This is a genomic window from Lichenicoccus sp. (assembly GCF_965276875.1).
In the GTDB taxonomy this organism is placed as follows: domain Bacteria; phylum Pseudomonadota; class Alphaproteobacteria; order Acetobacterales; family Acetobacteraceae; genus Lichenicoccus.
This window is the reverse complement of record NZ_OZ255701.1, coordinates 2,591,972-2,615,429: the sequence shown is the minus strand read 5'-3', so window position 1 is coordinate 2,615,429 and position 23,458 is coordinate 2,591,972. Positions and strand designations below refer to the sequence as shown.

Sequence of the window (23,458 nt, the reverse complement as noted above, 5' to 3'; positions counted from 1 at the left end):
CCCGGCTGAATCGGACCGGCGAGACCTTACCCGCGATCGCACGTGCATCCCACTGGCTAGAACGTGAAGTTGATCCTACCGTAATAGAAGCCGCCCGAGATCGGCACCTGCTGTGATGTCTGGTCGTAGGGATTGGAGCCGAGATAGTTGGTCACCAGCGGCAATAGCCGCGGCCGGATGTTGAACAGGTTGTTGCCGCCGATGGCGATATGCCAGTGCGGCGTGATGCTGTAGCCGACCTCAAGGTCGGTGAGCCAGCGCGGCGTGTTCACGAACGGCAGATACACCGTGTTGGAGAACTGCAAATCCGGTGGTGCGAGATCGGTATATTGCTCCTCTCCCTTGGTCTCGCCGTAGCGTGTCTGGCGCACATTCACGTCCCACCTGCCGATTCGCCAGAATGCGTCGAGCAGGATCTTGCTACGTGGAAACTCAGTGGTCAGGTTCGCGACGCCGGCAGCGCTGAGCAGCGGTTTGCCGTTGGTGTCATTGCTGAGGTGGCGCAGCCGGGTGCGGTTGAGATCAATTCCGGCGGTCCAGTTGATGGTGCCGTACTTTTCGAGATTGGTGAAATAATGGATGTTGATATCGGCGCCCTGGGTGCGTGTGCTGGCGCCATTCGAGAAGTAGAAGGCGGAGACGTCGTTGCCGCCGATATTTGATGGCAGCACCGCTCCGGTCAGCGCGATCGCCTCGATCGCGAGCGGACCGTTATAGTTGCCGCCGCCGATGATGCGGTCACGGATGTCGATCTGGTAGACGTCGGCGGTGATGCTGAGATCGCGGATCGGCTCCATGACGATGCCGCCGCTGGCATTGGTTGACCGCTCCGGCTTCAGCGGCACCGCGCCGAGCAGGGCGGCGGCGGCGGAACTCACCGCCAGATCGCCGCTGGCGCCGGTCGGAGAGACGTTCAGGGCGCTGAAATGCTCCTCGGCGAGGGTCGGCGCCCGGAAGCCGTTGCTGACCGTGCCGCGGATCGCGAAATATTTGGTAAAGTTGTAGCGGCTGGAGATCTTGCCGGTCTCGGTGTTGCCGGAATCCGTGTAGTGCTCGAAGCGTCCGGCGAGATCGATGTCCCATTGCGGCAGCGGATGCAGGTCGCCGTCGATATAGCCGGCCCAGACGTCGCGATTGAAGTGCCCGGCATTCGCCGGCAGCAGGCCGCCGAAGCCCTGGGTGCCACCGAGCTGATAGGAGGCGGGATTGCCGGCGGTGATGTCGTAGCTCTCGTAACGCTGCTCGGCACCAAGCGAGAACACAAATGGGAGTGTAATGATATGCATCGGCCTGGAGAGGTCGACGGTGTTGGTCCACTGGCCATTGCGCAGGCCCTCGGCGAAGGCATCCGTCGGGCTGAAGCCGGTAGCCGCATACAGGTTCGGGTTGCCGGTGTCCTTATTGCCGATACCGACCTCATCGGCGCCGTAGGTGCTGCTGATGTCCCAGCGAAAGCCGAAGAAATCGTCGCCCCTGATGCCGAGTGTCGCGGAGTATTGGTTCTCCTCGTCGGTCTCGATCGGGGTGAAGCCGAATGGATAGAGCTGCGGCAGGATCGTTGGCAAGCGGTAGTTCTCGAATGCCTCGGCATGGCGATGGCCGTAGGTGATCAGCCCGTAGCCCTCAATCCCCGGGAGCAGCGTCTTGCCGAAATCCAGGCTGAGCGTCTCGCGTGTCTCCTCCGGCAGGCCGGTAATGGGATTGTCGGGACGCCCGGTGCGGTCGTCGATGGCACGGGTGATGAAATGATCGGTATGGTACAGCGCACCCCCAATATGGACGTAGCCGTCGTTGCCGAACGCCGCACCCTGGTCCGCATTGAGCTGATATTGCCAGCCGTCGCCGTTATAGGCGTTGGCACCGGTGAGCGCGTTGCCCTCGGTGCCGTGGTCGGATTTCTTCATGATGACGTTGATCACGCCGGCGATGGCGTCAGAGCCGTACTGCGCGGCGGCGCCGTCACGCAGGACTTCGATATGGTCGATCGCGGCCGCCGGAATCATGTTGATGTCGACCGGAGTCGCACCCTGCTCCGGGCCCGCGTCGGCGGTGATGTTGGCGGTGCCGTTGCGTCGCTTGCCGTCGATCAGCACCAGCGTATCGTTTGGGTTTAGGCCGCGCAGCACCAGGGCTGAGGTGAGATCGGCGGTATCGGCGCCCTCCGCGGCGGCGTTGATCGAGGGATCGGTCTTCACCAGGGCGGCGGCGAGATTCGGCTCGCCGGTGCGGTGCAGCGTGGTCGCCGTAATCACGTCAATCGGGCTGGTGCTATTGCGCGCCTTGGTGCCAAGGCTGCGGGTACCGGTCACGATCACGGACTCGCCGGTATTGGCCAGCGACGATGGAGGCTTGCGAGTCTGTGCTTTCGCCGGCTTCGCGGTGGCTGGTGCGGTCGACACCGCCGTCTGGGCGACCGCGGCAGCATGAGCGACGGCAACGGCGAGCGGGCACGCCGATAACAGCAGAAACCGCTTCAAGCCACCCAGATTCCGTTGGTGCATGCGTCCGTCTCCGTCCTGGTTCGTGCCGCGCACGTTCCGTTGTCCTGACGTGACAAGTTGGAACGGCAGAGCGGAACGAAATCAAGAGGAATTTGCCCATATCCTATACAAATCTCCCGAGTGAGATAGATATGCACCAAATATAGGCCTATAAATTGGGGCACTAGCCCGATTTATAGGCTAACTTTTATTCAGACTGACTAAGATAGTGGCATGTTTGGACGGCCGCGTCAGTTCGGCCGATGTGTCGGGTTGGCCGGGAAGTGCGGATCAGTCACTGCTGCCGCGGATGACCTCGCCGACTTTCGCCGAGGTGGTGGCGTGCCGCGTCAGAACCCTGAGTCGGCGAGCATCCGGATCAGGTTCCGCCGGCCCATGGTCGCATAGAGCAGCGGATCGGCGACGGCAGGATCCTGGTCCGCCTCGATCACCAGCCAACCGGAATACCCGCGCAACTGACGCAGCACGGGCGCAAAATCGATGCTGCCGTCGCCCGGCACGGTGAACACCCCGGCGAGGACGGAGTCGAGGAAGCTCCAGTCGGCGCTCTCGGCCTGCGCGCGCACGTCGGCGCGGACGTCTTTGGCGTGCACATGGCCGATGCGGTTGCGGTAGCGTTCCGCCAGGACGGCGGGGTCGGCACCGGCCCAGCTTGCATGCCCGGTATCGAGCAGTAATTGCACGGAGGGCCCGGTGTGGGTCATGAGTGCCGCGATGTCCGCCGCGCTCTGCACCACGGTGCCCATGTGATGGTGATAGACCAGCTGCACTCCCTCTGTGCGCAGAGCGTCGCCGACCTCGGTGAGACGTTCCCCGAACTGCGGCCAGTCGGCCTCCGCCAGTATCGGTCGATGTGACAGCGGCGCAGCGCGATCGGTGTAGACCGCGTTCGACGTCTCCGCGAGCACCATGACCCGGCTTGCGACAGCACGCAGTAAATCCAGGTGCGGCCGGAGATGGCGCAGCTCGGCCTCGGCATCGCGCGCGAGAAGGGAGGCGGCATGCCAGCCCGAGATGCAGGCCAAGCCGAACGGGCTGAGTGCCGCGAGCAGCGCATCTGGACTGCGCGGGAACTTGCAGCCGAGTTCGATACCGGTGAAGCCCGCCTGTCGGGCTTGGTCGAGGCAAACCTCGAGCGGGGTGTCGCCACCAAGAGCAGGCAGGTCGTCGTTTGACCAGGCGACCGGACTGACACCGATGTTGAACGCCATTGCGCTCACCTCGCTCGCTGCCTGCCAAACACCACGATCACCTCGCCGCTTAGCCGCGGCGTGTCACGATCGCGCTCCTTGCCAGCCTGTGACTATAGGCTTTCACAGCAGGGTCAATGCAACACCCCAAGCGTCGGCTCAGTGACGGGTGCGACCGCAGGCGACAGCCTCGATATCGGCGCGGAACAGGCCGAAGCCGGCAAGTTCGCGATCGCTATAGGACGCGAGCTCACCGCGTATGCGCGCGCGCTCGGCCGCGGCCACGCGGCGTGCGCGCGCGTGGTCTAGAAGGTGACGGAGCAATCCACTCGCACCGAAAGACGCTCCAGACGACGCCGCAGGATCACTGTTTGCGTTGGTCATGGGAGAAATCCTCCTGATTTGAACCGTTAGCGGCGCAAGCGGCCGTGGACCACGTCGTCAATGTCAATCCGGCTCAAGCCGAGATCGTTGAGTTGGCGGTCGGTGTAGCTTTCCAGTTCGCGCCGGGTTTGGGCCTGCGCGCTGGTCCTGGCGCGGCGCGCCGCAAGCGATGCGATCATGCTGGCGAATAGTCGGGCCCTAGGTTGGGGCGTACTGAGCGATGCGAAGGCGTGAGCGTTCTGGGTCATGGAATTCTAATGCCTTTCCTCGTGGTTGTGCGACGCAACATCGGTAGATTGATAGCGTTTTGCAAGGTGTTTGTGCGTTGCACAAAAATGACATCGAGGACAGATTTCTCTGGGCAATACAAAAAATCTTCTTTCATAATAGCAGTACGTTATAACGTACTGGATTGCGGATCGTGCGACGCTTTGCAACTGCCGTTCTCGCCGCTGTCAGTTGCGCCCATGCAGTTCCCGCCACCGCGCAGAACTCCGAGACGGTCACCGTCGTCGGCCGGCTGGATGCCGCGCGCAGCGAGATTGAGCCGAGCCTCGGGGCAACACGCTACAGCTTCAGCCGAAACAGCATCAAAAATCTGCCGCAGGGCGACAATGCACCGCTCAGCCAGTTGCTGCTGCAAGCACCCGGTGTTGCGCAGGACAGCTACGGGCAGATTCATGTCCGCGGCGACCACAACGAAGTGCAGTATCGTCTCGACGGCGTGCAGCTTCCCGAGGGCCTTGCGGTGTTCGGACAGGCGCTCCAAACCCGGTTTGCGCATTCGCTGTCGCTGATCACCGGCGCGCTGCCCGCTCAGTACGGCTTTCTGCAGGCGGCCGTGATCAATATCCAGACCAAATCCGGCACCACTGATCCGGGTGGCGACATGTCGATTTACGGTGGCGCGCGCGACCTGTTCCAGCCGAGCTTCTCTTGTGGCGGCGCCAGCGGCCCGATCGACTATTTCTTCACCGGCGACGCCCTGCATACCCGTGTCGGCATTGAAAACCCAACTGGCTCCTTCAACGCAATCCACGATCTAAGCAACCAGCTGCACGGGCTTGCGCATATTTCCGGCGTGCTCGATGCGGATACACGCATCAGCCTGATCGCCGGCGCCTCGAACAACGAGTTTCAGATCCCGAACAACCCGAACCAGACACCCGATCTCGGACTTTCTGTGGATGGTGTCAGCCAGTTCAATAGCGCGGATCTCACCGAACATCAGCGCGAGATCACCGATTTCGCGATCCTGTCGTTGCAAAAGCATTTTGCGACAGTGGACCTGCAGAGCTCTGTCTTCAGTCGCTACAGCAGCCTGTATTTCTCGCCCGATCCGCTCGCCGACATCCTCTTTACCGGCATTGCGCAGCGTGCCGCGCGATCGGTGTTCTCCTCCGGTGTACAGACCGACGCGAGCTGGCGTGTGACCACAAATCATACTCTGCGCGCCGGCTTTCAGATCGAGGCGGAACGCTTGTCGGAAAGCACGAACTCGCAGGTGATCCGCACGGGTCCGGACGGCGTGCCGTTATCCGATCAACCAGTCCTGCTGCATAATGGGTCAGGCAGGACCGGCGGACTCTACGGCCTCTATGTGCAGGACGAGTGGCGCATCCTGCCGCACCTGACGCTCAACTACGGCGCGCGTTTCGATGTCGTGGACGAATATGCGCATGCCAATCAGATCAGCCCGCGGGTCAATGTCGTCTATCGCCTCACTCGCCTTGCGAGCCTGCATGCCGGCTATTCGCGCTATTTTACACCGCCACCCTTCGAACTCGTCGGCGGCAACGCGGTGGCGTTGTTTGCCAACACGACCGGTGCGGCACCCAGCGCGCGCGACGACGTGGTCAAGCCAGAGCACGATAATTACTATGATTTCGGCGCCGAGCAGATTTTGCTGCCGGGGCTGCGGGTCGGCCTGGATGGCTATTACAAGCAGGCTACCAACCTGATCGACGAGGGCCAGTTCGGCGCACCGATCATCCTGACCGCGTTCAACTACGCCAAGGGCGAGGTCTGGGGCGCGGAGTTCAGCAGCAGCTACGACCACGGTCCCTGGTCTCTTTACGCCAACGTGGCGCTCTCGCGTGCCATCGGCAAGGACATCGACTCCGCGCAATTCAACTTCTCGCCGGGCGATCTAGCGTACATCTCGCAGCATTGGATCCATCTCGATCACGATCAGCGTTGGACTGGTTCCGGCGGCTTGGCTTATACAGCGTTCCTCCAGTCAAAAAGCCCCGTGCGGCTGTCTGCCGACCTGATAGTCGGTTCTGGCCTGCGTGCTGCGGGCCAGGTCCCGAACGGACGAGCCTTGCCCGGCTATGCCACGATTAATCTCGCCGCGACACAGACCCTGCATCTGGTTCGGCTCGGTGCGACGCAATTGCGGCTCGACGTGATCAACCTGCTCGATCGAAGCTATGAAATCCGCGACGGCACCGGCGTGGGTGTGGGTGTGGGTGCCCGCAATACGGGCTGCGCCGCACCATTCTCGCCGGTATATCGCAGACATTCTGATCGGCACGCGCTCGCTTCAGACGGCGCGCACCTTGGAGGCGACCGGCCCGGCATCGCCCTGAGTCTCGACGTAATGCACCGCCTGGCCGACTTCGAGATCCTCAATGCTTGCATTCGTCAGGCTGTCTCGATGGAAATAGAGCTGCGTGCCGACATTGTTCAGGATGAAGCCGTGATCCTCGCCCGGGATCAACTGCGCCACTTGGCCCGCGAGGGCTGAGCCGCTCGGGCCGGAAGCATCGACACGTTGAAGCCCCTTGAAGCTCTCGAGCTGACGCTCCGCCGCCTTGAAGGCGTCGCGCACCGTGGTACGGATATCGGGCTTTGCGTAGCGCTCCCTGGCATGGTGCGGCTCGTGCGACACCGCGAGATCCCGGCCCGGCAGCGAGAGCACAATATGCACCTCGTAGGTGTTGCCGGTCTGGTGCTGCTGATGCAGCGCCTCCACCGTAACCCGGCAGCCGATCAGATGCTTGTAGCGTTGCTCGAGGCGCGCGACTCGTTCGCGGATCTCGGCCTCCAGGCTCTGCGAGGCCTGCAGGTTGTGGAAGGCGATCTCGAGTGGACGATCCATATCCCATGTCTCCTGGTCTCGGCGTGACGGACCTTGAGGGACAAACGCGGTCCGGGGGTGCATAGGTTCCGATCAAGACGCCGACCATCGCTTGTAAGCACCCAATCCACCCGATGCTGCGAAACATCCGCCAAGCGATTGGCCTGGATTATGCGGCGCGTTCCGCCTGCCCGCGATCCGCTGCCGCCAGCACCAGCGATGCCGCGGCGTCGGCGTTTGATGAACCGTCGCTTTGCAGGCTGCACCCGTGCGTTGTAGATCGGTTGCCTCCGCGGCGTTCATTGCGGTTGCATTGTTGCGGAGTCCGGAATGCATGCTGCGGCGTTGATCGATCCGCTCTACGCCGTCTCGGGCTTTCTGGTCGGTTTGCTTGTCGGCCTCACTGGAACCGGCGGCGGTTCGCTCATGACGCCGCTGCTGGTGCTCCTGTTCGGCGTGCATCCGGAGACCGCGGTGGGCACTGACCTGCTCTATGCCGCCTGCACCAAGACCGTGGGCACGCTGGTGCATGGCACGCGCAGCACCGTCGAGTGGCGTATTGTCGGTCTACTGGCCAGCGGCAGCCTGCCGGCGGCCCTGCTGACGCTATACGGGCTGGTGCGACTGGGCGCACCGAGCGATTCCGTCTCTCGCCTGGTGTCGATGGTGCTCGGCTTGGCACTCCTGGTCACAGCGGTCAGCCTTATGTTCAGGAACCCGATCCGCCGCTGGGCCACACGGGGACGCCACACGCGGGCGCCGCGCCGCGCGGCACTGCTGACCGTGCTAACCGGCTTGGTCCTGGGCGTGGTGGTCTCAATCTCATCGGTCGGTGCCGGCGCCATCGGCGTGACCGTGCTGATCCTGCTCTACCCACATTTGTCGATATCGCGGGTGGTCGGGTCCGACATCGCCCACGCCGTGCCGCTGACCCTGGCCGCGGGCCTGGGCCATTGGTGGATCGGCTCGGTGAACTGGAGCCTGTTCGCGGCCCTGATCACGGGGTCGATCCCCGGAATTATCTTGGGCAGCCTGGTGGCCAGCCGTGTCTCCGACCGGATCCTGTCCCCGGTTCTTGCCGTGGTTCTGCTCCTGGTGGGTGGCAAGCTGCTGTTGGAATAACACAGCAAAGGCCCGCCGATGCAGGGCACCGGCGGGCTGGAATTCTTGGTTGCGGGGACAGGATTTGAACCTGTGACCTTCAGGTTATGAGCCTGACGAGCTACCGGGCTGCTCCACCCCGCGTGGGTGATGTGTGTGAGGGCTGGTTTGGAAGACCTGGCGGCGACCGACTTTCCCGCACCTTGTGGTGCAGTATCATGGGCGCTGGGGTTTTTCACGGCCGAGTTCGGGATGGGATCGGGTGGATCATTCCCCGCCATGGCCACCAGGTCGTCCGAGCCAGCCGTTGGTGTGTGGGCTCGGGCGTGTGGGGTTGGTGCGATGCGGCGGGGAGAGAGTGGGTGTGTGGGTGACTGCTGTGCGTGTGGTTTGAGTCAATTGGGCGATTAGGACCAGTTAGCTGAGTGCATTGCTGCATGTATACATCTGGCCTATCGACGTGATGGTCTATCACGGCCCTTGGGGAGACCTGGTTTTGAGGTAAGTTTCCCGCTTAGATGCTTTCAGCGGTTATCTTTTCCGCACGTAGCTACCCGGCGGTGCCGCTGGCGCGACAACCGGTGCACCAGAGGTGCGTTCATCCCGGTCCTCTCGTACTAGGGACAAGTCCTCGCAAGTCTCCTTCACCCACGGCAGATAGGGACCGAACTGTCTCACGACGTTCTAAACCCAGCTCACGTACCACTTTAATCGGCGAACAGCCGAACCCTTGGGACCTGCTCCAGCCCCAGGATGTGATGAGCCGACATCGAGGTGCCAAACCTCCCCGTCGATGTGGACTCTTGGGGGAGATCAGCCTGTTATCCCTAGAGTACCTTTTATCCGTTGAGCGATGGCCCTTCCACGCGGGACCACCGGATCACTATGGCCGACTTTCGTCTCTGCTCGAGCTGTCGCTCTCGCAGTCAGGCGGGCTTATGCCATTGCACTCAACGACCGATGTCCGACCGGCCTGAGCCCACCATCGCGCGCCTCCGTTACACTTTAGGAGGCGACCGCCCCAGTCAAACTGCCCACCATGCAGGGTCCCGGTCCGGGCTGACCGGACGCGGTTAGACATCAGAAAAATTCAGGGTGGTATTTCAAGGATGGCTCCACCCAGGCTGGCGCCCGTGCTTCAGTGCCTCCCACCTATCCTACACAGCATTTTCCTGATGCCACTGCAAAGCTGCAGTAAAGGTTCATAGGGTCTTTCCGTCTGACCGCGGGTACCCCGCATCTTCACGGGGAATTCAATTTCGCTGAGCCGATGCTGGAGACAGCGGGGAAGTCGTTACGCCATTCGTGCAGGTCGGAACTTACCCGACAAGGAATTTCGCTACCTTAGGACCGTTATAGTTACGGCCGCCGTTTACCGGGGCTTCAATTCAGTGCTTGCACACCTCCTCTTAACCTTCCGGCACCGGGCAGGCGTCAGACCCTATACGTCGTCTTGCGACTTCGCAGAGCCCTGTGTTTTTACTAAACAGTCGCTACCCCCTGGTCTGTGCCACCCCCACATGGTTGCCCACATAAGGGTCTCGCTTATCCCGAAGTTACGCGAGCAATTTGCCTAGTTCCTTCAGCATCGTTCTCTCAAGCGCCTTGGTATGCTCTACCAGTCCACCTGTGTCGGTTTCGGGTACGGTCTATACGCCAGAGCTGTTTCCCGGAATGCTCAAAAAGCCCGCCCAATCCGATAAGGACAGACAACATCTCGCATTCGTCACTGCTGGCAGGCTGGGGAGTATTCACCCCATTCCCATCGACTACGGCTCTCGCCCTCGCCTTAGGGGCCGGCTCACCCTGCGCGGATTAACCTTGCGCAGGAACCCTTGGACTTTCGGCGACAGTGTTTCTCACACTGTTTGTCGCTACTCATGTCAGCATTCGCACTTCCGATATCTCCAGGGAGGATCACCCCATCCCCTTCACAGACCTACGGAACGCTCCGCTACCGCGTATGATGTTACTCACACACCCACAGCTTCGGCACGTGGCTTGAGCCCCGTTACATCTTCGGCGCAGGGTTTCTAATAGACCAGTGAGCTATTACGCTTTCTTTAAAGGATGGCTGCTTCTAAGCCAACCTCCTGGTTGTTTTGGAATCCCCACATCCTTTCCCACTTAGCCACGATTTGGGGGCCTTAGCTGGTGGTCTGGGCTGTTTCCCTCTCGACGATGGACCTTAGCACCCACCGTCTGTCTGCCGGACTACACTCTCGGGTATTCGGAGTTTGGTTAGGTTTGGTAAGGCTTTGGGCCCCCCTAGCCCATCCAGTGCTCTACCCCCCGAGGCGAACATCCAACGATCTACCTCAATAGATTTCGCGGAGAACCAGCTATCTCCGAGTTTGATTGGCCTTTCACCCCTAGCCACAGCTCATCCCCGACTTTTTCAACAGGCGTGGGTTCGGCCCTCCAGTGCGTATTACCGCACCTTCAGCCTGGCCATGGCTAGATCACTCGGTTTCGGGTCTTCTGCCAGCAACTAAACACCCTGTTCAGATTCGCTTTCGCTGCGCCTACACCTAACGGCTTAAGCTCGCTGCAAACAGAAACTCGCTGACCCATTATACAAAAGGTACGCCGTCACCCGACCCACACTCGCGTGCTTCGAAGGCTCCGACTGCTTGTAGGCATCCGGTTTCAGGTCTCTTTCACTCCCCTCGTCGGGGTGCTTTTCACCTTTCCCTCACGGTACTCGTTCGCTATCGGTCACCAGGGAGTATTTAGGCTTGGAGGGTGGTCCCCCCATGTTCAGACAGGATTTCACGTGTCCCGCCCTACTCAAGGATCCATGAGCCATTACGCATACGGGGCTATCACCCGCTCCGGCCGGCCTTTCCAGACCCTTCTGCTTGCGTCCCATAAACCACTGGCCTGCTCCGCGTTCGCTCGCCACTACTAGCGGAATGTCAGTTGATCTCTTTTCCTCCAGGTACTGAGATGTTTCAGTTCCCCGGGTTCGCCTCATAACCCTATCTATTCAGATCATGATACCTATCGCTAGGTGGGTTGCCCCATTCGGATATCCACGGATCAAAGCCTGCTCGCGGCTCCCCATGGCTTTTCGCAGCGTGCCACGTCCTTCATCGCCTCCTGGTGCCAAGGCATCCACCGAATGCCCTTATCATACTCAAACACACGCACAGGAACCACCCACACCCGGGGGATCGCGCGATACTTCTACTGTGCTGGCCGCCTAGACGCACTCCTCTGCGCTCCGGTGCTCACGGCCCGACGGCCGCTCCGCTCCGGTTCTCGAAAAACACGCCATACGACTCAACACAGCGAAGTCTCGGACAATCCTCACGAACTGCGAGATCGACCTGCACATCACTTGGTCATCCCAAGCACACTCTTCTCTCTCGACGCTTCTGCTCGCCACCACAGCCTTCGGGTCAGACACCCAAGCCGCGGCCGCCAACAGAAACGCACCAACCTCTTCACACTGACAAAGAACACAACACACCGGACGACATCGCTCGCGCCATGCCGCCCAATCCAGGCTTTCCCGCAATGACCCCCACCCCCTCAACACCAACCCTGGTGGAGGCGGACGGAATCGAACCGACGACCCCCTGCTTGCAAAGCAGGTGCTCTACCAATTGAGCTACGCCCCCATGCCAAACAGCCCGTGCGCCCCTAGGCTCTCCGGGGGATGCCATCCTGGCTGCAAAGCAGACAGGATGGCATGGGCCAGGGAGGACTCGAACCTCCGACCCCACGCTTATCAAGCGTGTGCTCTAACCAACTGAGCTACTAGCCCCAAACAGATTTGGCCCGAACTCGAACTCGATCATTGCAGGAAGGGATATGCTGACGGCGCCACGCGCATCTTACGCCCGGCAAAATCCAGGCACGCCCGCGTTGATCCAACACGGGACTTGTCGAACGTCTCTCAAAGGCACAGCCAAAGCCACACCCGCTCAAGAGACATCCTTGAAAGGAGGTGATCCAGCCGCAGGTTCCCCTACGGCTACCTTGTTACGACTTCACCCCAGTCGCTGACCCGACCGTGGTCGGCTGCCTCCTGTTGCCAGGTTGGCGCACCGGCTTAAGGTCAAACCAACTCCCATGGTGTGACGGGCGGTGTGTACAAGGCCCGGGAACGTATTCACCGTGGCATGCTGATCCACGATTACTAGCGATTCCACCTTCATGCACCCGAGTTGCAGAGTGCAATCCGAACTGAGACGGCTTTTGGAGATCAGCTCAGCATCACTGCCTGGCTTCCCACTGTCACCGCCATTGTAGCACGTGTGTAGCCCAGGACATAAGGGCCATGAGGACTTGACGTCATCCCCACCTTCCTCCGGCTTGTCACCGGCAGTTCCTTTAGAGTGCCCACCCGAACATGCTGGCAACTAAAGGCGAGGGTTGCGCTCGTTGCGGGACTTAACCCAACATCTCACGACACGAGCTGACGACAGCCATGCAGCACCTGTGCAACAGGTCCCTTGCGGGAAATGCCCATCTCTGAACACATCCTGTCCATGTCAAGTCCTGGTAAGGTTCTGCGCGTTGCTTCGAATTAAACCACATGCTCCACCGCTTGTGCGGGCCCCCGTCAATTCCTTTGAGTTTCAACCTTGCGGCCGTACTCCCCAGGCGGTGTGCTTATCGCGTTAGCTACGACACTGAGAAACTAGGTTCCCCAACATCCAGCACACATCGTTTACAGCGTGGACTACCAGGGTATCTAATCCTGTTTGCTCCCCACGCTTTCGCGCCTCAGCGTCAATCATGAACCAGGTCGCCGCCTTCGCCACCGGTGTTCTTCCCAATATCTACGAATTTCACCTCTACACTGGGAATTCCACGACCCTCTTTCACATTCTAGCACACACGTCTCAAATGCAGCCCCCAGGTTAAGCCCAGGAATTTCACATCTGACTGTGCACGCCGCCTACGCGCCCTTTACGCCCAGTCATTCCGAGCAACGCTAGCCCCCTTCGTATTACCGCGGCTGCTGGCACGAAGTTAGCCGGGGCTTCTTCTGCGGGTACCGTCATCATCGTCCCCGCCGAAAGTGCTTTACAATCCGAAGACCTTCTTCACACACGCGGCATTGCTGGATCAGGCTTGCGCCCATTGTCCAATATTCCCCACTGCTGCCTCCCGTAGGAGTCTGGGCCGTGTCTCAGTCCCAGTGTGGCTGATCATCCTCTCAGACCAGCTATCGATCATCGCCTTGGTAGGCCATTACCCCACCAACAAGCTAATCGAACGCAGGCTCCTCCACAGGCACCACCAAGTCACCCCAGCAGCTTTGGCCCTCAGGCATCATGCAGTATTAGCCACAGTTTCCCGCAGTTATCCCACACCCATGGATAGATCCCTACGCGCTACTCACCCGTCCGCCACTAACGCCCCGAAAGACATCCGTGCGACTTGCATGTGTTAAGCATGCCGCCAGCGTTCGCTCTGAGCCAGGATCAAACTCTCAGGTTCATCACAGCCAGCACCCCCCAAAGCCAAAGCCAAAAGGACACCAGCCACAACAAACAGACCCTCAAACCCAATCAGCACAAAACTGACTAATCCATCACGTATTCTCAAACTAAAGATACACGACAGACACCAAAGCCAAGTCCTAACCAATAAAGCTCAGGCCAAAAACCTGAAACCCACCAGCATAAAACCGCCCCAACCTACATCGTCACCAACACAGGCCAGCAAAGGCGCCGCCAACATATCCCTTCCTCAGCCTATTCTACTTTCAATGAACAACCACCCGAAACCCAGGGGTTTCAAGAGGAGCCGAAGATAGTGGCACCAACATAGGGGAAAAACAACCCCCACACAGACCCAACCAACACAGCAGGCGGCGATGTAGAGCACACATGATAGTCGGTCAATGGGAGAAATCGGTCAGGTCGCGTGGAACTCGCGAAACCAGGTGGCAAAGCGCGCGATTCCCTCGGCCAGGCGCGTGCGAGGCGCCCAGCCGGCGATGTCGCCGATCGCTTCCACCGACGCCCACGTCGCCTCGATATCCGTGGGCGGCCGCGGGCTTCGACGAATGAGTGCGCGCCGGCCGAGAGCCGCCTCGAGCAGCGAGACCATCAACGCCACCGGCTCGCTGCGATGATTGCCGATATTGAGAAGCCGAAACGGGTGCGCGGACAGGGGTACGGTGTCGAGGACGCGCAAAACGCCCTCGCAGACATCGTCAATGTAGGTGAAGTCTCTCGCCAGCCCCTCGCCCTCGTAGAGCGTGATGGGCTCACCCGCGACGATCGCGCGTGCGAACGCATAGTATGCCATGTCTGGACGCCCCCACGGGCCATAAACGGTAAAGAAGCGCAGGCCCGTCTGCCGCAATGCAAAGAGATGGCCATAGGCATGCGAGATCAGCTCCGCCGAGCGCTTGGTCGCGGCATACAGCGAACTTGGCATATCGACGCGATCACCCTCCCTGAATGGCAGCGACCGGTTCAGTCCGTAGACCGATGATGACGAGGCGAACACCAGGTGATCCAGCCGTGGCAGCCGGCGGGCGCCCTCGAGCAGCGTCACCTGGCCCAGCACATTGGCGGATACATAGGCATATGGATCGACCAGCGAGTGGCGAACCCCGGCCTGAGCGGCAAGATGGACGATTCTGGTGATGGCAGGCTCCGAGGCGAACAGGGCCGCCAGGCCGTCTTTGTCGGTGATATCCATCGGCTCGAACCTGAAGGCCGTCCCGAACGGGGCAAGCAGACGGTCGAGGCGGGCCTGCTTCAGGCGCGGATCGTAATAGGCGTCGAGGTTGTCGATGCCGACCACATGCTCGCCACGGGACAGCAGGGCTTGAGACACATGGGCACCGATGAAGCCGGCGCATCCGGTTACCAGGATGGTCATGGGTTTGCTCTTGCGCCGACGGCAGGGCCTGCGCAAGCGCGCTTGCCGCTATGACGACGGTTCGAACCCGACACCCTGAGCCGCGTTGGCACGCCGCGACACGAATACCTTCAAAAGGAGCCTTTCGAGATGGCCAGCACGCACACTAAGACGCATCTGCATCCGACCCGTAACACCATTAACTCCAATGCCCGAACCGTCGCCATCGCACTGCTGAGCGCACGGCTATTGGACGGGATAGATCTCGCCTTGATCACCAAGCAGGCGCACTGGAACCTCAAGGGGCCACAATTCATCGGCATCCACGAAATGCTGGATGGGTTCCGCAGCCAGCAGGACGACTGGAACGACAAGACCGCCGAACGCATCACAGCCCTTGCCGGCACCGCCATCGGCACCAGCCAGGGCATCGCCAAAGGCAGCCAGCTCGAACCCTATCCAACCGACATCTACCGGATCGCCGACCACCTGGCCGCGCTGATCGATCGCTATGCGGTGGTTGCCAATGCCGTGCGGCAGAGCATCGACGAGGCGGACGAGGCCGGCGACCCCGACACCGCCGACCTGTTCACCGAAATCTCGCGTGGCCTGGACAAGCAGCTCTGGTTCCTCGAGGCGCATGTGCAGGAGCCGACCGGACCGATCCGTGACGGCGACGGCTCCGGCAAGCGCTGAGCCCTCGGAATATCAGCCTTGTTGCGTCTGGGTGGCTTGATCGAACGCCTTGTTCTCGATCCGGTCACCGACGCGTATGTCCAGCTTGGCGGTAATGCCGCCCTGCAGTTCAATCGTCGCGCGCACCGGGCCGCCACTCGAAATCTGCGCCAGGCTCTCCGGCACGGTATCTTCGGCGATGCTGCGGATGACGCCGTCGGGGCCTACGAACAGCATGTCTTCCGGAACCGGGCAATTCTCCATCCACATGGCGCTCTCCTGCACCGTCGGCCAGATGAACAGCATCCCGCTAGAGGCCGGGATGCTGGTACGGAACATCAGCCCGACCTGTTGCTCGCGCGGCGTGCGTGCCAGTTCGACCGTGAATTGATGGCGCACGCCGCCGTGCGAGATGATTGTGAGCGGCTGCGTCGACAGCTTTGGCTGCGCATGGGTCGGCTCGGAGACATCCTGTGCCGTAGCCGGAACAGATCCGAGCAGAAATAATAGCGCGGGAAGCGCCAGGCGTGAGTTCATCAGCTAGATCTCCTCGAGCGCCTGCATCACCAGCAACCGCACCGACTCGCGCACGTCGCCCTCGCTCGGTCCATCGCGCAGGCTGGTCAGCCAACGCAAGGGCGGATTTCGTCCTGCAGCGCGTGGGTAGTGCAGCGCGCGCAGCACCGCCTCGGCCGCAGGCGTGGCGTGCGCGGGGATAGCGATGTCGTTGAGCGTCGCCCACACGCACGCCCAGGCGCGGCCGGTGCTGAATGGGTTGTAGCCACCGCCACCGCTGACGATGAGCGGAATACGACGCGCTCGCGCAATTTCGTGCAGGTGAGCCACGATCGCGATATGCGCATTGTTGGAGAGGCCGAGGCGGGAGAGCGGGTCGTCCTCCAGTGCGTCGGCGCCGCATTGCAGGAAGATCGCCTGTGGTTGATGCGCCCGCAGCAGCGGCAGCACCGCCTGCTCGATCAGCAGCCGCATCTCGCTGTCATTGAGGCCGGCGGGGACGGGGAAATTGCGCGCCGCACCTCCGGCGCGGTCGGCGGCGAGGCCGCTGCCGCGCGGATCGGTGCCGGGCGGGTGCAGCCGCTGCGGCCAGCGCATCGCCTCGTGGATGCTGAACGTGAACACCAGCGGATCATCGGCGAAGGCGTCCTGCACGCCGTCGCCGTGGTGCGCGTCGATATCGACATAGGCGATCCGGCGCAGCCCCATCTCGCGCCAGACCAGCAGCGCCAGCACCACGTCGTTGAGGTAGCAGAAACCCGAAGCCCGATCCGGCCGGCCGTGATGGGTGCCGCCGCCCGGACAATGCACGATGCCGGCCTCACCCGAGGCGGTCAGCGTTGCCGCCAGCATCAGCCCGCCGGCGCCGGTCATCGGCCGGCGATACATTTCCGGGTAGACCGGATTGTCGCCGACGCCGAGCCGGTGACGCGCGCGTATCGCATCATTCACCGACTGGTCGCGTTCGGCACGGCGCAGCGCCTCGATATAGTCGGGATGGTGGAAGCGCTGGACCTCCTCTGGTTCCGCCATGGGCGCATCGCGATATTGCGTGTGATCGAGCCATCCCATGGCCCGACAGAGATCGGTGCAGACCGAAACCCGCGGGATGCTGAGCGGATGGTTCCGGCCATAGCTGGAATGACGATAGATCTCGCTGCCGATATAGAGCGGCCTCATTGCAGGAACGGGTTGCGACACCGCTCGTCGCCGATCCGGGTCGATGGTCCATGCCCCGGCATCACGACCACCTCGTCACCAAGGGGCAGCAGCTTGTCCTTGATCGAGCGGATCAGCAGCGGGCCGTCGCAATACGGGAAGTCGGTGCGGCCGACCGAACCCGCGAACAAAGCGTCGCCGCCGATCAGCAGCCCGGCCGCGCGATCAAAGAACACGACATGCCCCGGCGTGTGCCCGGGCACCAGCAGCACCTCGAAGCGGCGGCCGGCAAGCTCCAGCACCTCACCCTCCTCGATATAGCGATCCGGGCTAGCGTTGCGCATGCCCGGAATGCCCATGGCTTGCGCCTGGGCCGCGATCGCCGCGAGCAGGAATGCGTCACGCCGATCGGGCCCGATCACCGGCACCTGACTAGGCGACGTAGAACCCTGCGATGCGAGCCCCTCACGCACATCCTCGACGCCGCCGGCATGGTCCAGATGGCCATGGGTCAGCAGGATGGCCTCGATGCGCAGGCCGAGGGCGGCCACGCGTTTGAGGATCAGCGGCGCGTCGCCGCCCGGGTCGATGATGATGCCGGCGCGCGATGCCGGGTCCCACAGGATGCAACAGTTCTGTTGAAACGGAGTGACCGACACTATTTCGAACCTTGGCACTTCAAGCTTGGGCGCAGGCGGCATGGCGGGCGATTCCTGTTTGCTGGTGCTGGGCTACAGTGGCCGAGTTGCAAAGGCGGGAGAAGGGACAGGCGATGCGCGACGTGCTCGATCATGCCCTGGAATGGCACGAAGCCGGCGATCCGGTGGCGTTGGCCACGGTCGTCGAGACCTGGGGGAGTGCCCCTTGCCCGGTCGGCAGCATGATGGCGGTGAGCCGATCGGGACGGATCGAGGGTTCGGTCAGCGGCGGCTGCGTCGAGGCCGCGGTGCTGCAGGCAGCGCTCGAGACGACGCAGCCAGGCGGCGCGCCGCGGCTGCTGTCGTTCTCTGTCAGCGACGGCAATGCCTGGTCGGTCGGGCTGGCCTGCGGCGGCGAAATCCGGGTGTTCGTCGAAGCGCTGCATCCCGAATGACGCCACGGACCCTGCGCGCGCTGGCCGAGGCCCGGCAACAGCGCCGGCTCGCGGTGCTGCTGACCCGGCTCGCCGATGGAGCTCAGCACCTCATGGTTGAGGCAGAAGGGCTGCCCGAGACGCTCCCGGCCCCGCTGCTGGAGGCCGCTCGACGCGCCGCCGGCGCCGGGCGCAGCGGCGCCGCCACGATCGAGGGCGACGCCTGGTTCGTGCAGGTGCACGCGCCGGCGCCGCGTCTGGTGCTGATCGGCGCCGTGCATGTGGCGCAGGCGCTCGCACCACTGGCGCGGACGCTGGGCATGATGGTCAGCGTCGTCGATCCGCGTTCGGGGTTCGCCACCGCCGAACGGTTCCCCGACGTGGCGTTGCTGGAGCTCTGGCCGGACGAGGCGATGGCGCAACTTCGGCCGGATGCGCATACCGCCATCGTCACCCTCAGCCATGAGGCGCGCCTGGACGATCCGGCCCTGCATGCCGCCCTCTCTGGTCCGGCCTTCTATGTCGGCGCACTTGGCTCGCGCCGGACGCAGGCGGCGCGGCGTGAGCGTCTCGCCGCCCTCGGCCATGACGCGAACGCGCTCGCCAGGCTGCACGGCCCGGTCGGGCTTGCCATCGGCGCGATCGGTCCGCAGGAGATCGCGCTGTCGATCATCGCCGAGATCGTGGCGGTGCGAAGGGGGGCTGTCCGACGCGAGGCGAGCGCAGGGTGAGGACAGTCGCCTTGGTGCTTGCGGCGGGCGCCTCATCGCGCGCCGGCGGCGTCAACAAGCTGCTCGCCATGGACCAGACGGGTGCGACGATGATCGCGCGGAGCGTGCGCGCGGCACTCGGCAGCAACGCCGAGCAGGTGTTGGTGGTGCTGGGCCACAACCGGGCCATGGTGGCCGCAGCACTGGCGCAGGCTGGACTTGAGCCGCACCGACGTCTCACTTTGCTGCATGCACAGGCACACCTTGAGGGCCTCGCCGCCAGCCTTCGCTGCGGCATCGCCGGCGCCGCCGCCGCATGCCAGGCGGACGCGGCTCTGGTATGCCTGGGCGACATGCCGATGGTACGTAGCGCCACGCTCGATACCTTGATCCAACGCGCGGGGGAGCAAGCGACCGCACTCGCCTGCGTGCCAACCCTGCAAGCCCGGCGCGGCAACCCGGTGCTCTGGCGACGCGATATGTTTGCAAACCTCATGGCGCTGACCGGCGACAGAGGGGGCCGCGCCCTGCTTGACCGCCGCGCCGGAGAGGTGCTCGACGTGCCAGTCGACGACCCCGGCATCCTGCTGGACTTCGACACCCCAGAGCGGCTGGCCGACTACGCCGCTTCAGCCACCACCCAGGAGACCCTCTAAGTCATGAGCAAGATCATCCGCACCGAACCGAGCCCGATCATCTCCAAGGCGGTCGAGTATCACGGCTTTGTTTTCACCCAGGGGATGATCGCGCGCGACCTCGACGCCGACACCACCGGTCAGGCCCGGGACATCCTCAACCAGCTCGACGCCCTGCTCGAAGAGCACGGCACCGACAAGACGCGGTTGCTGCAGGCGATGATCTGGCTGAAGGACATCGCCGACCGCGACGCGTTCAACCGAGTCTGGTCGGCCTGGCTCCCCGAAGGCGGCGCCCCGGCCCGCGCCTGCGTGCAGGCCGTGCTCGCCGACCCGCGAATGCTCGTCGAGATCATGCTGACCACCACGAAGTGAGGCGACCTGTCGAAACGAGGAGTTAATTCCTAAAACGAGACACATACCCTAGGCGGATTTGTGTAATTTAATTGATCCTGCTCAGGCACGCCGCCACGCCTTGTCTGAGTCGCACCGCCCTTGTTACCAGCCTTGTGTAACGGGGATGAGGCAGTGGCGATGCGGCGAAAAGAGCGCCTGGGTATGCTTTTAACGACCCTGCTGCTCACCGCCTGTTGCGGCCTAGGTGTCACCGCCTCTGCACATCCCGCCCGCCACGCACGGACCCATCACCACAGAATCGCGTCCTGGCAGCATCATCCGACGCGGAGATTGCCCCGGGTCTTGCAATGCGTCGCTTTCGCCAAGGCCGCGTCCGATGTCAAGCTTCATGGCAATGCCGCGAACTGGTGGCAGAACGCTGACGGTGTCTATGCCCGCGGCACCGCACCTGACGTCGGTAGCGTTCTGAACTTCCGCGCCAACAGGCGCATGCGCCTTGGCCATGTCGCCGTCGTCACGCGGATCATCGACAGCCGCACCATCCTGATTGACCAGTCGCACTGGAACGCGAATGGCATCAGCCGCGACGTCACCGTCGTCGATGTGTCGCCGAACAACGACTGGAGCGCGGTGCGCGTGGCCATCGGCCATGACGGCGCCTTCGGCAGCATCTACCCGACCTATGGTTTCATCTATCCGCGGCCGGATACCAGCGGCCGTATCATCACCGCGAGCAGCGATGCCGCCATGCCCCTGACCGGCAACCCGGCGCCAAGCGACCTCCGCCGCCAACATTCTGAAGTCGCCGAAACGCCCGCCGCCACCGGTCTCGACCTGACATCTGGGCTGGTCGCCGAAAGCGGCCCGAACCGCAGCCTGCGCTAGTGCAGCGACCCAAACAGACCTTACAGGTCTGTTTGGGTCAAAGCTGCTCGATATCAGTATGCTAGGGCACCTTAGACCCAGACAAAGCTGTTCGCTTTGTCTGGGTCGGTGCACTAGCGCCTGGCAGCCTGACCCGCCACTTGCTGTCCCGCGATGATTTCTTTGATTCTGCTGGCCAGCGCCTCCATTGCGAACGGCTTCGTCATGACGTGCATCCCCGGCTCCAGGTGCCCGTGGCTCAGCACCGCGTTTTCGGCGTAGCCGGTGATGAACAGCATCCTGAGGCTGGGCCGTGCAACCCGTGCCGCGTCGGCGACCTGCCGCCCGTTCATGCCCCCGGGCAGGCCCACGTCGGTGACCAGCAGGTCTATGCGTGTGTCCGATTGCACCACCCGCAGCCCCGCCGCGCCGTCGGCCGCCTCGATGGCGGTATAGCCAAGCTCCGCCAGCACGTCCGCCACCAGCATCCGCACGGTCGGCTCGTCGTCCACGACCAGCACCGTCTCGCCATGGCCGGCACGGGGTGCTTCGGGCAGTTCGGCCGCGGCTTCGAGAGCATCCGCGTCCTCGGCGTGGCGTGGCAAATAGAGGCACAGCATCGTGCCTTGCCCAAGCTCCGAGTAGATGCGCGCTTGGCCGCCGGATTGCCGGGCGAAGCCGTACACCATGGACAAGCCCAGGCCCGTCCCCATGCCGATCGGCTTGGTGGTGAAGAACGGGTCAAAGGCGCGGGCGACCACGTCCGGCGCCATGCCGGTGCCGTTGTCGGACACACACAGGGACACATACTGTCCCGGCACCATGTCCCGCTCGTGGCTTGCGCGTTCGTCCAGCCAGCGATTGGCGGTCTCGACGGTGATCCTGCCGCCGCCGGGCATGGCGTCCCGAGCGTTGATGCATAGGTTCAACAACGCGTTTTCCAACTGGCCTGGGTCTACCAGCACGGTCCAAAGGCCGACGCCCGCCACAGGCTCTACGGCCACGTCCGGCCCGGTCGTGCGTTCAATCAGATCCTGCATGCCGGCCACGAGGCGGTTCAGGTCGGTGGGCTTGGGGTCCAGCGTCTGCCGGCGCGAGAAGGCGAGCAAGCGGTGCGTGAGCGCCGCGGCCCGCTTGGCCGCGCCCTGAGCGGCGACAAGATAGCGCTCCAGGTCCCTGATCCGACCCTGCGCCACGCGGCCCTGCATCAGCTCCAGGCTGCCGCTGATGCCAGGGAGCAAGTTGTTAAAGTCGTGCGCCAAGCCGCCCGTGAGCAGGCCCACCGCTTCCATTTTCTGGCTCTGGCGGAGCTGCTCCTCAGTCTGTGCAAAAGCTGCGGCCTGTTCGCGCTCCGCTGTCGTGTGCCGCCCGTTTGCATAGACCGTCCCAGCCTCAAAGCCTCCGGTCCAAGCGAAATAACGATAGGTGCCGTCCTTGTGGCGCAGGCGGAACTCGTAGGCGCGGGTCAGCGGGGCCTCCAGGATGCCGGCAAGCGTATCGCGTGTCGCGTCGAGGTCGTCGGGGTGGGCGAACTCCACGAAGTTGCGCCCGACCAGTTCGCGTTCCCCCCGGCCAAGCAGGGCCGTCCAGGTGTCGTTGACCGCTCGCATCGTGCCGTCCGCGTCGGCCACCACGAGCAGATCCTGCGACACCCGCCAGGCGCGGTCCCGTTCGCGGGTCCGCGCCTGGACCGTCTGGTCCTGTTGCTTGAGCAGCCGGCGCAGTTCCAACTGCGCCATGACCTGCCGGGCCAGCGCCTCCAAGCTGGTCCGTTGAACCTCGGTCAGGCCTTCCGAGCGGGGCTCGGTGTCTATGACGCAAAGCGTTCCAATGGGGGTGCCTTCGGAGGAGCGGAGCAGGGCGCCCGCATAGAACCGGATAAAGGGGTGTTGGGTGACAAGAGTATTGCCCTGGGTACGCTCATCCAACTTGAGGTCCGGGATCACGAACGTCTCGGACTGCTGCAACGCCAAGGCGCAAACTGATTGGCCCAATGGGGTTTGGCATGTCGGGAAGCCGATCCGGGCCTTGAACCACTGCCGGTCGCTGGCGACAAAGCTTACCAGGGCCACGGGGGTCCTGCACGCCCTGGACGCCAGCAGGACAATATCGTCGAACCCCTGTTCCGCCGGCGTATCCAGGATGTCGTAATGACCCAGTGCCGCGTGACTGGCTTCGCTCGCCATGCAAGGCGGCTTGTCCGAGTAGGCGAAGTCCGGCGGCGTCAAGGACGTGCCTCGCTTTGTGGAAGATCGCTGGCCGGCTCTGCCTTGCCCTGCTTGCGCTCCATCAGCAGGCGCAGGTCCGCACGAAGCATCTCACTTGTGTAAGCGCACTCGACCGCCGCCACCTGGCTCCTGACGTTCACCGCTGAAAGTC

General features: G+C 62.8%; 17 protein-coding genes, 3 tRNA genes, 3 rRNA genes and 1 pseudogene. 8 read left to right on the top strand and 16 right to left on the bottom strand.

Annotation, left to right across the window (positions count from 1 at the left end):
- Positions 1–56: 56 nt before the first annotated feature.
- The 4 genes from ACQY4K_RS12680 to ACQY4K_RS12665 form a co-directional block, all read right to left on the bottom strand.
- A complete protein-coding gene (locus ACQY4K_RS12680; protein WP_428390563.1) occupies positions 57–2,501 on the bottom strand; it encodes a TonB-dependent receptor plug domain-containing protein in 2,445 nt (814 codons plus the stop codon).
- Positions 2,502–2,830: 329 nt separating this feature from the next.
- Positions 2,831–3,712 (bottom strand): myo-inosose-2 dehydratase, encoded by an 882-nt coding sequence (gene iolE, locus ACQY4K_RS12675; RefSeq protein WP_428390562.1) that lies wholly within the window; start codon positions 3,710–3,712, stop codon positions 2,831–2,833.
- A 138-nt stretch (positions 3,713–3,850) separates the two neighbouring features.
- A complete protein-coding gene (locus tag ACQY4K_RS12670; RefSeq protein WP_428390560.1) occupies positions 3,851–4,075 on the bottom strand; it encodes a hypothetical protein in 225 nt (74 codons plus the stop codon).
- A gap of 26 nt (positions 4,076–4,101) precedes the next feature.
- Complete coding sequence (locus ACQY4K_RS12665) at positions 4,102–4,254, bottom strand: DUF1127 domain-containing protein (protein WP_428390559.1); 153 nt, start codon at positions 4,252–4,254, stop codon at positions 4,102–4,104.
- A gap of 710 nt (positions 4,255–4,964) precedes the next feature.
- Between ACQY4K_RS12665 and ACQY4K_RS12660 the strand changes: the two are divergent.
- Positions 4,965–6,434, top strand: a pseudogene (locus tag ACQY4K_RS12660) (TonB-dependent receptor domain-containing protein); the annotation flags it as partial.
- A 186-nt stretch (positions 6,435–6,620) separates the two neighbouring features.
- Here ACQY4K_RS12660 and ACQY4K_RS12655 read toward each other — a convergent pair.
- Complete coding sequence (locus tag ACQY4K_RS12655) at positions 6,621–7,178, bottom strand: HPF/RaiA family ribosome-associated protein (RefSeq protein ID WP_428390558.1); 558 nt, start codon at positions 7,176–7,178, stop codon at positions 6,621–6,623.
- 309 nt (positions 7,179–7,487) lie between these two features.
- Here ACQY4K_RS12655 and ACQY4K_RS12650 point away from each other — a divergent pair, with 309 nt between their 5' ends.
- The gene (locus ACQY4K_RS12650) at positions 7,488–8,279 is read left to right on the top strand and encodes a sulfite exporter TauE/SafE family protein (RefSeq protein ID WP_428390557.1); all 792 of its coding nucleotides are present in this window, start codon (positions 7,488–7,490) and stop codon (positions 8,277–8,279) included.
- Positions 8,280–8,325: 46 nt separating this feature from the next.
- Here ACQY4K_RS12650 and ACQY4K_RS12645 read toward each other — a convergent pair.
- From ACQY4K_RS12645 to ACQY4K_RS12615, 7 genes are all read right to left on the bottom strand, one after another.
- Positions 8,326–8,402 (bottom strand) — tRNA-Met (locus tag ACQY4K_RS12645).
- A gap of 31 nt (positions 8,403–8,433) precedes the next feature.
- Positions 8,434–8,549, bottom strand: a 5S ribosomal RNA gene (gene rrf / locus ACQY4K_RS12640).
- Between the two features lie 95 nt (positions 8,550–8,644).
- A 23S ribosomal RNA gene (locus ACQY4K_RS12635) occupies positions 8,645–11,403 on the bottom strand.
- 405 nt (positions 11,404–11,808) lie between these two features.
- Positions 11,809–11,884, bottom strand: a tRNA-Ala gene (locus ACQY4K_RS12630).
- 72 nt (positions 11,885–11,956) lie between these two features.
- Positions 11,957–12,030: transfer RNA gene (locus tag ACQY4K_RS12625), tRNA-Ile, on the bottom strand.
- A 176-nt stretch (positions 12,031–12,206) separates the two neighbouring features.
- Positions 12,207–13,715, bottom strand: a 16S ribosomal RNA gene (locus tag ACQY4K_RS12620).
- Together the 16S, 23S and 5S rRNA genes with 3 tRNA genes alongside form the textbook arrangement of a ribosomal RNA operon.
- 420 nt (positions 13,716–14,135) lie before the next feature.
- Positions 14,136–15,113 (bottom strand): NAD-dependent epimerase/dehydratase family protein, encoded by a 978-nt coding sequence (locus ACQY4K_RS12615; protein WP_428390556.1) that lies wholly within the window; start codon positions 15,111–15,113, stop codon positions 14,136–14,138.
- Positions 15,114–15,242: 129 nt separating this feature from the next.
- On the opposite strand from ACQY4K_RS12615, the gene dps reads away from it, so the two are divergent.
- A complete protein-coding gene (gene dps, locus ACQY4K_RS12610) occupies positions 15,243–15,788 on the top strand; it encodes a DNA starvation/stationary phase protection protein Dps (RefSeq protein ID WP_428390555.1) in 546 nt (181 codons plus the stop codon).
- A 12-nt stretch (positions 15,789–15,800) separates the two neighbouring features.
- Here the strand turns inward: dps and ACQY4K_RS12605 are convergent, their stop codons facing one another.
- The 3 genes from ACQY4K_RS12605 to ACQY4K_RS12595 are packed head-to-tail and all read right to left on the bottom strand — an operon-like array spanning position 15,801 to position 18,142.
- Positions 15,801–16,304 (bottom strand): DUF192 domain-containing protein, encoded by a 504-nt coding sequence (locus ACQY4K_RS12605; protein ID WP_428390554.1) that lies wholly within the window; start codon positions 16,302–16,304, stop codon positions 15,801–15,803.
- Between the two features lie 3 nt (positions 16,305–16,307).
- On the bottom strand, positions 16,308–17,462 hold the full coding sequence (locus ACQY4K_RS12600; protein WP_428390553.1) for an acetoin utilization protein AcuC: 1,155 nt from the start codon (positions 17,460–17,462) through the stop codon (positions 16,308–16,310).
- Positions 17,459–18,142: an MBL fold metallo-hydrolase gene (locus ACQY4K_RS12595; RefSeq protein WP_428390552.1), complete on the bottom strand. Its 684-nt coding sequence runs from the start codon at positions 18,140–18,142 to the stop codon at positions 17,459–17,461. Before ACQY4K_RS12595 ends, ACQY4K_RS12600 begins: the two co-directional genes overlap by 4 nt.
- Positions 18,143–18,177: 35 nt before the next feature.
- Between ACQY4K_RS12595 and ACQY4K_RS12590 the strand changes: the two genes are divergently transcribed.
- From ACQY4K_RS12590 to ACQY4K_RS12570, 5 genes are all read left to right on the top strand, one after another.
- Positions 18,178–18,534 (top strand): XdhC family protein, encoded by a 357-nt coding sequence (locus ACQY4K_RS12590; RefSeq protein WP_428390551.1) that lies wholly within the window; start codon positions 18,178–18,180, stop codon positions 18,532–18,534.
- Positions 18,531–19,244: an XdhC family protein gene (locus tag ACQY4K_RS12585; protein ID WP_428390550.1), complete on the top strand. Its 714-nt coding sequence runs from the start codon at positions 18,531–18,533 to the stop codon at positions 19,242–19,244. The genes ACQY4K_RS12590 and ACQY4K_RS12585 overlap by 4 nt, the downstream gene beginning before the upstream one ends.
- A gap of 14 nt (positions 19,245–19,258) precedes the next feature.
- On the top strand, positions 19,259–19,879 hold the full coding sequence (locus tag ACQY4K_RS12580) for a nucleotidyltransferase family protein (protein WP_428396105.1): 621 nt from the start codon (positions 19,259–19,261) through the stop codon (positions 19,877–19,879).
- Between the two features lie 3 nt (positions 19,880–19,882).
- Entirely contained in the window at positions 19,883–20,233 is a 351-nt protein-coding gene (locus ACQY4K_RS12575) for a RidA family protein (protein WP_428390549.1), read from the top strand.
- Between the two features lie 183 nt (positions 20,234–20,416).
- On the top strand, positions 20,417–21,100 hold the full coding sequence (locus ACQY4K_RS12570; RefSeq protein ID WP_428390548.1) for a CHAP domain-containing protein: 684 nt from the start codon (positions 20,417–20,419) through the stop codon (positions 21,098–21,100).
- 113 nt (positions 21,101–21,213) lie between these two features.
- On the opposite strand, the gene ACQY4K_RS12565 is transcribed toward ACQY4K_RS12570, so the two are convergent.
- Complete coding sequence (locus ACQY4K_RS12565; protein WP_428390547.1) at positions 21,214–23,307, bottom strand: ATP-binding protein; 2,094 nt, start codon at positions 23,305–23,307, stop codon at positions 21,214–21,216.
- Between the last annotated feature and the right edge of the window lie 151 nt (positions 23,308–23,458).